General features: G+C 69.4%; 7 protein-coding genes. 3 read left to right on the top strand and 4 right to left on the bottom strand.

Translation table 11 applies throughout. The features are described from left to right. Nucleotides 1-111: 111 nt before the first annotated feature. Nucleotides 112-915: a helix-turn-helix domain-containing protein gene (locus tag GUI43_RS02390; protein ID WP_112697848.1), complete on the top strand. Its 804-nt coding sequence runs from the start codon at nucleotides 112-114 to the stop codon at nucleotides 913-915. 15 nt (nucleotides 916-930) lie between these two features. On the opposite strand, the gene GUI43_RS02385 is transcribed toward GUI43_RS02390, so the two are convergent. Then, nucleotides 931-1,935 (bottom strand): hypothetical protein, encoded by a 1,005-nt coding sequence (locus tag GUI43_RS02385; protein WP_112697846.1) that lies wholly within the window; start codon nucleotides 1,933-1,935, stop codon nucleotides 931-933. Nucleotides 1,936-2,404: 469 nt separating this feature from the next. Between GUI43_RS02385 and GUI43_RS02380 the strand changes: the two genes are divergently transcribed. Continuing rightward, complete coding sequence (locus GUI43_RS02380; RefSeq protein ID WP_112697844.1) at nucleotides 2,405-5,404, top strand: glycoside hydrolase family 95 protein; 3,000 nt, start codon at nucleotides 2,405-2,407, stop codon at nucleotides 5,402-5,404. On the opposite strand, the gene GUI43_RS02375 is transcribed toward GUI43_RS02380, so the two are convergent. After that, the gene (locus tag GUI43_RS02375; RefSeq protein WP_244220509.1) at nucleotides 5,340-6,716 is read right to left on the bottom strand and encodes an MFS transporter; all 1,377 of its coding nucleotides are present in this window, start codon (nucleotides 6,714-6,716) and stop codon (nucleotides 5,340-5,342) included. The genes GUI43_RS02380 and GUI43_RS02375 overlap by 65 nt on opposite strands. 33 nt (nucleotides 6,717-6,749) lie before the next feature. Then, nucleotides 6,750-7,532: an SDR family NAD(P)-dependent oxidoreductase gene (locus GUI43_RS02370; protein WP_112697842.1), complete on the bottom strand. Its 783-nt coding sequence runs from the start codon at nucleotides 7,530-7,532 to the stop codon at nucleotides 6,750-6,752. A gap of 56 nt (nucleotides 7,533-7,588) precedes the next feature. Between GUI43_RS02370 and GUI43_RS02365 the strand changes: the two genes are divergently transcribed. Beyond that, the gene (locus GUI43_RS02365) at nucleotides 7,589-8,578 is read left to right on the top strand and encodes an ArsR/SmtB family transcription factor (RefSeq protein WP_112584429.1); all 990 of its coding nucleotides are present in this window, start codon (nucleotides 7,589-7,591) and stop codon (nucleotides 8,576-8,578) included. Between the two features lie 98 nt (nucleotides 8,579-8,676). Here the strand turns inward: GUI43_RS02365 and GUI43_RS02360 are convergent, their stop codons facing one another. After that, a complete protein-coding gene (locus tag GUI43_RS02360) occupies nucleotides 8,677-12,138 on the bottom strand; it encodes an alpha-glucuronidase family glycosyl hydrolase (RefSeq protein ID WP_112697938.1) in 3,462 nt (1,153 codons plus the stop codon). Nucleotides 12,139-12,225: the final 87 nt, after the last annotated feature.

The raw sequence follows: 12,225 nt of genomic DNA, 5'->3' as shown, positions 1-12,225 counted from the left end.
TTCACGGCACCGGATCGGTCGTTCCGGAAGCGATCTTTCCAACGTCGTGGTGGGCTGTCGATTACCTCGCAGGTAATGGCCCGGCTGTCAGTGCGGAATTAGGGTCGGTGAGTGACGATCTCGACCCGGCACGGGCGCCCAGTGGGGGAGCTGCTGCGCGACTGGCGCCAGACTCGCGGAATGAGCCAGCTCGACCTGTCGATCGAGGCGGGAGTGTCGACCCGGCACCTGAGCTTCGTCGAGACCGGCCGATCCCGGCCGAGCCCCGAGCTCCTCCTGCGGTTGGCCGAACACCTGGAGATGCCGCTGGCCGAGCGCAACACGATGCTGCTGGCCGGCGGCTACGCGCCCGCGTACCCCCGCCACGAACTGAGCGACCCCGAGCTGGCACCGGTACGGGCCGCTGTACGGCAGATCCTCGACGGTCACAGCCCGTACCCCGCGCTGCTCGTGGACCAGCACTGGCACCTCGTCGACGCCAACCCTGCCATCGACCTGTTCACAATGGATGCGCAGCCCCACCTGCTCACCCCACCGATCAACGTGCTGCGCCTCAGCCTGCACCCCGACGGTCTGGCGCCGCGCATCGTCAACCTGCCCGAGTGGCGCGCCCACCTGCTGAAACGGCTGCACCAGCAGGCGGCGACAACCAACGACCCGGTCCTGTACGACCTGCACGAGGAGCTTCGCGGCTATCCCGGTGGTGACGTCGACACGACACCGGCCAGCGATGCCCTTTCACGTGTTCTCGTCCCGCTGCGCTACCGGCACTGTGACCAGGAACTGTCCTTCGTCAGCACCACTACCCTCTTCGGTACGCCGCGGGATGTGACAGTCGCCGGGTTGGCCGTCGAGGCGTTCTTTCCCGCTGACTCGGCGACCACGCAAGCCCTCCGAGCCCGTGCCGCGTCGTGACCCGGCCGCTGCCCGTCACCCGGGGGGAGCGGCCGGTGGCTGACGGAGCGCGTCGTCGATGATGCCCGGCATCCGCCGGGCCACTCCGGCGAGGAGATCCGCTACCTGCACGCGTGGATCGTCACGGGAGTCGACGACCACCAGCCCCGCCAGGGGTGACACGCCGTTCGGCAGTGCTCCAGCCCGGTTGACGCCGGCCGTCGACGCGTCGCCGTCGGCCAACACCCGCTGGAGGCGGGTCAGCCGGTCGGCCGTCAGGGCGCTCTGCTCGTCGTGGGTCACCAGCACCTGCCGCCGGCCGCCGCTCCAGGACAGAACCGTCTCCGCCAGCGCCGGCAGCAGCGGTTCCAGCGGGGGAGGGACCGTGCGGTCGTCGACGTCGAGCCTGGCCACCACGGCCCGCACGTAACTCGGGCTGAGCCCGTCGAGGACGGCGTCGGCCACCGTGCCGAGGCCGTGTCGCCGCAGCGCGTCGCGGGCCTGGAAGAACCGCTGCACGGTCTGGTCGACCGGAAGTCGCCGCTTCATCCGGACCAGATCGACGAACGCCGACAGGAAGGCGCCCCATTCGCCTCCCGCCGAACGTCCGGCCTCGTGCAGGGCGAGAGCCGCCGGATGGTGCTCGCGAGCCAGGCGGGTGCCCGCCGCGTACGACGGCTCGGTCAGCAGGAAGTCCACGATCCGGGTGACGAGGAAGAACTCCTTGTCGATGAGGTGGACGTGCGCGCGGCCGGCGAGTGCCGCCAGGAACCACTCCAGTGCCTCCTGCGCACCCGAGCCGCGCAGAAACCGGCCGGATTTGAGCTCCTGCGGTGCGAACCGGAACCCGGACCGCAGGGCGGTGATGAGCGCGACCGCCTCGTCGACGGCCAGGTCGACGCTCGCGTGCGTGATCACCGGGGCGGTCGAGTGCAGCAGGTTCGTACCCGAGAACCCTGACTCGTCGCAGGCGATCTCCACGACGGCTCCGACCACCACCGCGCCGCCCGGCGGCAGTCCACCTTGCAGAGGTGATCTCACCCCCGAGCTCCCGCCATGCCGCCCATGGTCACCCGTGCGTCGGCAGAGAACAACCCGATTGCGTACGGGAGCCGCAGTCCTGAGCCGCTTCGGGGCGCACTTCGGAGCTGGTGCGCGGCTGGCTTGGCTGCCTGCCTGCGTACATCTGATGTATGCCCATCGGAGTGGGTGATCGTCGGCGTGATTCTGGCGGATCGCAGTGCTGTGCCTTGTCGCTACGCCGCTGCTCATCTGCTCGTCCATGTTGCTGACCGGCCAGAGCGGCGCCACGTCCGCGCATCGATCGACCGTTGCCTATTCTGTGGCCCCGGAGTAACCTTCCCGAAACACATCAGATGTCTGGCTCGCCAAGGCCCGGCGTCGGCCTGCTCAGGCAGGGCCCGGTTGGCCCCACCAAGCGGATCCCCATGTCGAGTCCCATAGTTGTCACGCTTCGGGGTGGCCGGACTGGTCACCGTTTGGAGGATCGATGTCAGACCTGACCCGACGGCAGGCCCTCAAGATCGGCGCAGCCAGCGCGGGTGGTGCTCTCCTGCCGGTGCCCTGGACCGCCGTGGCACGAGCGGACTCGGTCGCGCCGCCGCAGGTGTTGGCCGCCGGGGACCTCGCCCTCTGGTACGACGAGGGGGCCGGGACCGACTGGCTGCGGGCGCTGCCGATCGGCAACGGCCGGCTCGGCGCCATGGTCTTCGGCAACGTCGACACGGAGCGACTTCAGCTCAATGAGGACACCGTCTGGGCCGGTGGGCCGCACGACCCCAGCAACCCCAGAGGCGCGGGAGCACTCGCGGAGATCCGGCGGCTGGTCAACGCGAACCAGTGGACCCAGGCCCAGGATCTGATCAACCAGACCATGATGGGCAACCCCGGCGGCCAGCTCGCCTACCAGACCGTCGGCAACCTGCGGCTCGCCTTCGGTTCCGCCAGCGGAGCGTCACAGTACGACCGGACGCTCGACCTCACCACCGCCACCGTGACGACGTCGTACGTGCTGAACGGCGTTCGTCACCAGCGGGAGGTGTTCGCCAGCGCGCCCGACCAGGTCATCGCGATGCGACTGACCGCCGACCGGACCGGCTCGATCAGCTTCACCGCCACCTTCGACAGCCCGCAGCGCACCACGGTGTCCAGCCCGGACGGCACCACGATCGGCCTCGACGGCGTCTCCGGAAACATGGAGGGCGTCACCGGCGCGGTCCGCTTCCTGGCCCTGGCCAACGCGACAGTCAGCGGCGGCAGCGTGTCCAGCTCCGGCGGCACCCTGCGGGTGACCAACGCCAACAGCGTGACCCTGTTGATCTCCATCGGCTCCAGCTACGTCAACTACCGCAACGTCGGCGGCGACTACCAGGGCATCGCCCGGCAGCGCCTCACCGCCGCGCGGGCCAGCAGCTACGACCAGCTGCGCAGCCGGCACGTGGCCGACTACCAGGCGCTGTTCGGCCGGGTCACTCTCGATCTGGGCCGCACGTCCGCGGCCGACCAGACGACGGATGTCCGGATCGCCCAGCACAACAGCGTCAACGACCCGCAGTTCTCCACGCTGCTGTTCCAGTACGGCCGCTACCTGCTGATCTCGTCGTCGCGGCCCGGCACCCAGCCGGCCAACCTCCAGGGCATCTGGAACGACTCGCTGGCCCCGGCGTGGGACTCGAAATACACGATCAACGCCAACCTGCCGATGAACTACTGGCCGGCCAACACCACCAACCTGGCCGAGTGCCACAACCCGGTCTTCGACATGGTCAGAGACCTCGCCGTCGCCGGAGCGCGCACCGCCCAGGTGCAGTACGGCGCCGCCAGTGGCTGGGTCACCCACCACAACACCGACGCGTGGCGGGCCACCGCTGTGGTGGACGGCGCGTTCTGGGGCATGTGGCAGACCGGCGGCGCCTGGCTGTCCACGTTGATCTGGGACCACTACCTGTTCAACGGCGACATCGAGTTCCTGCGGACGAACTACCCGGCCATGAAGGGCGCGGCGCAGTTCTTCCTCAACACCCTGGTGACCGAGCCGACCCTCGGCTACCTGGTGACCAACCCGTCGAACTCGCCGGAGCTGAGCCACCACGCGAACGCCAGCGTGTGCGCCGGCCCCACCATGGACAACCAGATCCTGCGGGACCTGTTCGACGCGTGCGCCCGGGCCAGCGAGATCCTCAACGTGGACAGCACCTTCCGGGCGCAGGTTCGCGCCACCCGGGACCGGCTCCCACCCATGAAGATCGGCTCGCGCGGCAACATCATGGAGTGGCTCTACGACTGGGTGGAGACCGAACCCAACCACCGGCACATCTCGCACCTGTACGGGCTGGCCCCCAGCAACCAGATCACCAAGCGCGGCACGCCGCAGCTGTTCGAGGCGGCCCGGCGGACCCTGGCGCTGCGTGGCGACGACGGCACAGGCTGGTCGTTGGCCTGGAAAATCAACTTCTGGGCTCGGATGGAGGAGGGCAAGCGGGCCCACGACCTGATCCGCTACCTCGCCACCACCGCGCGGCTCGCGCCCAACATGTTCGACCTGCACCCGCCGTTCCAGATCGACGGCAACTTCGGCGCCACCGCCGGCATCGCCGAGATGCTGTTGCAGAGCCACACCGGCGAGCTGCACGTCCTGCCCGCGCTGCCGCCGGCCTGGCCGAGCGGGCGGGTGACCGGCCTGCGCGGTCGGGGTGGGCACACGGTCGGCATCACCTGGGCGAGCGGTCTGGCCACCGAGATCCTCATCCGACCGGACCGGGCCGGCACCGTCCGCCTGCGCTCCCGGATCCTGACCGGCACCGTCACGGTGGTCGACACCGCCGATGGTACGGCGGCCCGGACCACCCGGATCGAGTCCGACCTGATCGACGTCACAGTGCAGGCCGGACGCACCTACCGGGTCACCAGTTCCGGTGCCACCACGCCGACGCTGGAGCAGAGCTTCAGCAACGTCGGCATCACCAGCGACAGCAACACCAACGTCGGGAACTTCGACGGCGGCGGGGCCTCGCTCTCCGCGCAGGCGCTGGCGCAGGCCGGTGCCAGCCCGGGCGGCACGGTGAGCCGCAACGGGGTCAACTTCCGCTGGCCCAACGTCAGCTCCGGGGCCGCCGACAACGCCATCGCCTCGGGCCAGACCATCGGCGTGACCGGCACCGGCAGCACGCTCGGTTTCCTGCTGACCGGCACCTACGGCGCGGTGTCGGGGACCGGGACTGTGGTCTACGCCGACGGCACCCGCCAGACGTTCACGTTGAGCACGCCCGACTGGTACGGCGGGCCGCACTCCGGGGGCACCGCGGCCATCGTGTCCGCGTACCAGAACCGGCCCAACAACCAGCGCCAAGCCACCGCCGCCTGCATCTACTACGTGGGCGTCGCGTTGCAGAGCAAGGCGGTGGCCTCGGTCGTGCTGCCCAACATCAGCGCCCGGCCCGCCACGAACGTGCCGACCATGCACATCTTCGCCATCGCGATCGGGGGCTGACAGCAACGAATCCTGCTCGGGGGAGCACGACCGGGCCCGTCCCCACCAGGGACGGGCCCGGTCGCGGCTTCTCGCCCAACGAGGTGGGCCGTGCCGCGATGATCTCGGAGGTCCCGGTGTTCCGGGCGGCGACTGTGGTTCGAGGGTGGCCGGTGGTCGGGCTTGACGTCAGGTGGCGGGCAAGAGCGATCACGGCGAGGAGCGCCAGGACCGCGCATACGCCCAGCCACCCGAAATGGGCGTAGGCGCGCGCTCCGAGCCAGGAGCCGAGGCTGCCGCCGAGGTAGGCGCAGGTCATGTAGGCGGTGTTGAGTCTGCTCCGGGCTTCGGGCCGCAGGGCGTAGACGCGTACCTGGTTGGCGACCATGCCGGACTGCATCCCGACGTCGAGCAGCAACGTGCCGAGCGCCAGTGCCGCGAGGCCTCCCGCCCCGCCGAGACTGGCGAACGCGAGGACGACGGCCGAGGCGATGACCCCGAGCAGGCAGGCCAGATTCACCGCGTCGCTGCCCCTACGGTCCACCTGCCGTCCGGCGACCGGGGTGCACAGCATTGTCGCCGCGTTGACAAGTGCGAGCGTTCCGACCGCCGGTGCGCCCAAGTCGTATGTGGGACCGGTGAGCAGCAGCGCGACGGCGGTCCAGACCGCGGAGAAACCGGCGAAAACCGTCGCCTGGTAGAAGCAGGAGCGGCGCAGGTCGGCCTCGGTGCGCAGCAGTCGCAGCGACTCGGCCAGCAGCGCTGGGTATCGGTGTCCGGACGGCGGTCGTGTTGTCGGCAGTACGCGGGCCATGACCACGGCGATGAACAGCACGGACGCCGCCGCCGTCAGGTAGGGGGCCCGCCATCCGAACCAGTCGCCGATGGTGCCCGCGACGGTGCGGGACAGCAGCATGCCAGCGATGGAGCCGCTCAGCAGGGTGCCGCTGACCACGCCGCGCTGGTCGTCGGGAACGAGTCCGGCTGCCATGGGGCCGATGATCGGCGCGACAACCGTCGTGACCCCGACGAGGGCGCTCGCGCCGACGAACGGCGGCAGCGCGGGTGCGGCGCTCGCGGCGAGCAGCCCCAGCCCGGTGAGGCCGAGCAGGGTGACGATCAGCGGGCGGTGCGGGAGCCGGTCGCCGAGCGGCACCAACAGGAAGATCCCGGCGGCATAGCCGAACTGCACCGCGGTCACCACCAGGGCGGCCGAGTCAGCGCTGACGTGCAGGCTGGCGGCGACCAGCGGGCTGATCGTCTGGGGGAAGTAGATGTTTCCGACGGCGACCCCGCAGGTGAGGGCGAGGAGCACCAGCAGCCTGCGACTCATGTGCGAACCGCCTGTGCGAAAGCGTCGGTCACGTCAGTCCACCGGCCCGCCTGCGACGTAGATGACCTGGCCGGAGACGAAGCCGGCTTCGGGGCTGACCAGGTACGACGCGGTGTGCGCGATGTCCTCGGGCTCGCCGACCCGGCGCACCGGGATGGTCTGCGCCACGATCCGCTGGTGCTCCTCGAAGGTGCGGCCCCGCCGCTGGGCCCCGACCCTGGTCATGTCACTGACCACGAAGCCTGGCCCGATGGCGTTTGCCGTCACGCCGTGCTGCCCGAGCCGCAGCGCGAGCGATTTGGTGAAGCCGATCAGACCGGCCTTCGCGGCGGCGTAGTCAACGCGGCCGGAATCGCCGAGCGCGGAAATGCTCGACATGTTGACGATCCGTCCCCAGCCGGCCGCCATCATGTAGGGGGTCACGGCCCGGGTGAGGAAGAACGCTCCGCGCAGGCTGACCCCGGTGACCGCGTCCCACTGCTGGGTGCTCGTCTCCTCGACGCCGGCGTTGGGGCCGCCGATGCCGGCGTTGTTGATCAGCACCGTCGGTGATCCCAAGTCGGCCGCGATCCGAGTGACAGCGGCGGTCACGGCCGACTCGTCGTTGACGTCGGCGGCGAACGCCGCCGCTGTTCCGCCGTCGCGGGTGATGGCAGTCACGGTGCCGGCGCAGTCTTCCTCGACCAGGTCGACCACGGCGACCGCGAGGCCATCGCGCGCCAAACGCCTGGCCACCCCGGCGCCGATGCCCCGTGCCGCGCCCGTGACGATCGCCGTACGCCGAATGGCCTGGTCTGTCATGTTGATCTGTGTCATGCCGGATAGTCCACGGCACGGCGGCGGCGACGCCAAGCGATGTAGCCTGCAGCTTAATGATCAGCTTCATGCTCAGCGTCGAGGACCTCGCGGACACCCGCTTCGCGATCTCACCGATCTACCAGACCGTGCTCAGCCTGCGGGTATTGCGCGAGCCCGGCTTGTACGCGCTGCACCTGCCGTGGCGCAGGTCGGTTCTCGGCAGACTCGATGCGCCCGGTGCCGACCTGCTGATGTCCCTGGTCGGGCCGGACCGCGCCGTTGCGGATTTCCTGACGCCCCGGCCGACGGAGTTCGCCGAGACCTTCGAAGAAGAGTTGGCCGCAGTACGCCGGACGCCTCCGGATGTCGTTCGCCGCGACGTGTTGGCCGTGTACGTACGTGGCCGGCTTCCGGACATCTTGCAGGAGATCACCGCGGACGACGATGCTCCTGTCCTCGCACTCCGCGATGCCATCTGCGACCACCTCCAGCGTTACTGGGAGATCGCGATCAAGCCGACCTGGCCGCAGATGCGACTCGTCCTGGAAGCAGACATGACCTACCGCGCCCGACAACTGGCCGTCGGAGGCGCGCGCCTGCTCTTCGCCGACATGCACCCGAATCTGCGCTGGCAGGACGGCGTCCTGCACATCGACAAGATGATCGGCAGGCACCATGTCGCGGCAGCCGGCCGAGGACTTCTGCTGGTGCCGTCCGTGTTCTCCTACAAGCCCGCCCCGCCAGTCAGCCCGCAGGAACCGCCAGTGCTGGCATACCCCTGCCGTGGAGTAGCAACGCTCTGGGCGCCGACACCGACCGCCGACGCGGCCGCCGTCACATCGCTCCTCGGCGCGCCCAGAGCGCGGCTGCTCCACCTCCTTGCCGAACCGCTACCGACCGTGGAGATCGCCCGCCGGCTCACCGTCACACCCAGCGCCGTGTCACAACACCTGAAGGTCCTCCACGCGACAGGCCTGATCACTCGCGCCCGCGACGGACGGCACGTGCTGTACCGGCGCAGCCCTCTTGGTGACCAGGTGGTCGGCCAGGCGGCGGAGCAGTGATCCCGGTGGACCGAGACGCTGTCCCTCGGTGATCATGCCCGCCAGCCCACTTCATGCTGCCGCGACCCCAGCCCCGTCTTGAGTTAGGACCTACTCGTCTAGGGGATGCGCTCGCCGCGGCTCTCGATCCGGAAGTAGTCGAAGGCGACGTCGAGGTCGGTGGAGGTGCCGGCCCGGTTGAAGGCCAGCAGCCCGGCCTTCGTCGCCTCGACGTTGAGCGTCGTGGAGCCGATGTAGCGGTAGACGCTCCCGTCGGTAGAGTAGTAGGCGCGGTAGCTGTCCCCGATCTTGGTCAGTCGCAGCCAGATGGCGCCGTCGGCCCCGACGATGCGCTGGGCATCGGCTCCGGTGATCTCCAGGGTGGACGCCGTGCCGTTCTGTTCGCGCAGGAAGACGATCCGGGTCTTGTTGACGGCGGCGGTCGCGTTGCCCATCTCCCAGGCGAGCTTCACGTAGTTGTTGTCGTCCGCGTACCCGAGCACACCGCCCTGCTCGTTGTTGGTGGCGAGTGGGCGGGAGAAGACGATCCGGGACTCGGCCGTCCAGTCGCCGTCGACGTCCTGGAGGGCCAGGTTCCTCGCGGTGTTGGCGTTGCCCTGGAGGTCGCCCTGCTGCGCGGTGATGACCAGAGACCCGTCGGCCAGACGCCGGCTGCTCTCGTCCGGCCGGACCCACTGCCACTGCGGGCCGAGCTGAGCCGAGTCGAACTTGTCGCTGCCGGTGATGGTGGTGTTCAGGTCCACCGTGTAGACCGATGAGGCTCCGCCGTTGGTGACGGTGACCCGGGCCTGCCCGGTGGGGCTGGTCGCCTGCTCGACCGCGACCGTGGCGGTGGGGTCGGCGGCGCTGGCGGTGACCGTCGGCACTGTCGTCGTGCCGGCCGGTGTGAGGGCGTTGTAGCGCAGCACCGTCGGCGCGAAGGACGCCAGCCGCCTGCCGTCGACGCGCAGGGCCGTCAGCGTCGTGTCGGGCACCAGGTTGAAGACGTAGTTCTTCACCAGGGGGCCGAAGAAACTCTCCGTCGTGACCTTGACGACCGCCTGTCCGGGTACGCCGGCCGCCTGGGAGATGATCTCGTAGCGGGCCTTCCGGTCGGCCGTCCGCACCTTCGTGATGGTCGGCGACGCCCCGGCCGGCACCGGGATGGTGTACGAGGTATCCGACAGGTTGAAGCCGCCGAACCTCTTCCCGTTCACCACGATCGTCGCCGACAGTGGCGCGTCGTCGACCGGGATGTCCCGCCCGCTGAACTCCTTCCAGTAGTTCACCGAGGTGTCCCGCCAGTCGGCGGCGTCCGCCTCGTGCACCGCCAGCTTGGCGCGTACCTCAGCGAACCGGCGTGCGTCGATGTCAGGTTCGAGCCTGTCCCAGGTCTCCCGCATCCAGGTCACGTACTGCACGCCCATCTGGTAGCGGTAGACCAACTCGTCCCAGAACGTCCGGCCGCTGTCCATCCGATGGCCCCACGGCACGTGGTGGAACCACATCAGCAGGTTCTCCGGGACCGAGTTGATGTTCCCGTAGCGCTGCTCCAACCGGGGAAAGTACTGGGCGGCCAGGTTGCTGCCGGTGGGGGAGCGGTCGAAGCCCAGACCGACGCTGTCGGCCTTGTTGTAGTAGATCGGGCTCCAGTCGTCGCGGCCCGCCCAGTCGGCGGGGTCGGGGCGGTAGTGGACGCCCTCGGCGAACTGGTGGCCGATGCCCAGCGGCGTCTGGTAGCTGACCAGCGACTCCCACGAGCCCATCATCATCGCGTGGATGGTGTCGACGACGCGCCGGTCGTTGCTCCAGGTCATCCGCGTCCAGTCGGCCGCGATGTCCGCCGAGTCGAGCGTCCAGTCCCACGCCTGGCGTCCGAAGGTGAAGAGGTTCGCCTGGGCGAAGTGGTGCCCGGTCAGGTTGTCCGCGTTGCCGAGGTTGGCGACACCCACGATGGCGGTGTCCGGGTGGTGCTGGGCGGTCCCGTCGACGATGTTGCCGACCAGGCGCTTCTTGAGCAGCTTCCCGTTCGCGTCGGTCGCGTACGTGTCGGTCTTGAGGATCTCCTCGTACATCGGGCCGAGGTAGGCCAGCATCCAGTTCTGGCCGGTGTACTCCTGGGTGATCTGGAGTTCCAGGGCCTGGTTGGTGTTCTCCATCCGGCCGAACATCGGGTGGATGGGCTCCCGGGCCTGGAAGTCCAGTGGCCCGTTCTTGGTCTGGAGGAACACGTTGTCGGCGAAGCGTCCCCGGCTCCCGTCCGGCTGGACCTCGTCGTCGATCGGCCCGAACTCCAGGTAGGCCCGCTTGAGCCGGTCGTTGTCGACCTCCGCGTTGTAGACGAACGTCCGCCAGTGCACTGTCATCCCGAGCGGCGCCACAGCGGCGGCGATGGCGTTGGCGCCGTCACCGTGGTCGTACCCGAAGTCCTGTGGCCCCGGCTGGCCCTCGGAGTTGGCCTTGACGGTGAGGCCCATGAAGTCCGGGATCGCGGCCTGGATCTGCTGGGCCCGGCGGTGCCACCAGCCCCGGAAATCCGCGCCGTACGGATCGAGTTGGCTGTTGGTCAGCGTGTCCGGCGCGAACCGGCTGTCGGTGGGCGCGGTGTAGCGGATCGACAGGCCCAGCCTGATGCCGTACGGACGCAGCGCGTCGGCGAGGGCGGCCTCCTGCGCGATGCGGGTGCTCGTCAGGTACGCGTTGTCGGCGTTGACGTTGTTGATGGTGATGCCGTTGATGCCCAGCGACGCCAACGCGCGGGCCATGACGAGGTAGCGGTCGAGAATGACGGGCAGATTCCGACCGGCGCTGGCGCCGGTGGCTGCGAAGTTGAAGATCGCCCCGCTCTCCCCGTTCAGCCCGCCGATTCCGGAGGCGTTGTTGCCCGCGTAGAGACGCTCGGTCTCCCAGTTGTTCAGCAACCGATGCTTGATCTTCGGTGACTCCGCGACGCGGAGGTGGTCGATGGGTTTCTGGGTCTGTAGCAGCCGCAGGAAGGCGAAGGTGCCGTACAGCGCGCCGAGGTCGGTGTTGCCGGCGATGACGGTGAAGCGTGCCCCGCCCTTCGACACCGACCGGACGAGGTAGCCCTCGTCGCCCACTTTGGCCAGGTCGCGGGTGGCGATGGCGCGGCCCACCAGCGGCGAACTCGTCGGCGTGCCCACCACGACCGCGCCGTCGGGGACCGTGCCGCCGTCGACGGTCGCCACGGGTGTCGGTTGGCCGAGCAGCCCGCCCAGACCGCGGACCAGTTCGTCCCGGGCGGCGCCCAGCGTGGTCTCGACGAGCTTCTCGCGTGAATCGGGGGCCATGGCGAGGTCAGTCGTGTGCCGGTGGACCTTCGTGGCGTCGGCGTTCTCGACCACGACCGCCGTGGCCGCGCGGCGGTAGTCACGCAGCAGCTTCGCGTCGTCGACCGGCACGTACCGCAGCCACAGGTCGGAGCCGTTGTAGTCGTCCGGCGACGGGGCCGCGGCGACCGGCGTGGTGGTGGCGACAGTGAGGGTGGCCGCGACGGTGGCCAGTGCCGTGCCCAGCACGATGAGGGTTCGCCGTAGCCGGGGCACCGAAGCTCGGTTCATCACCATCTCCTCGTTCGTTCACTGGGGACGCCGTTCGGCCCGTCCCGCGAGCGCAACGACGTTGCTGGATGGATGGCGTCGATCCTT

This window comes from Micromonospora noduli (assembly GCF_003264365.1).
Classification (GTDB): Bacteria; Actinomycetota; Actinomycetes; order Mycobacteriales; family Micromonosporaceae; genus Micromonospora; species Micromonospora noduli.
The sequence above is the reverse complement of the archived record's forward strand: the minus strand, read 5'-3'. Positions and strand labels throughout refer to the sequence as shown.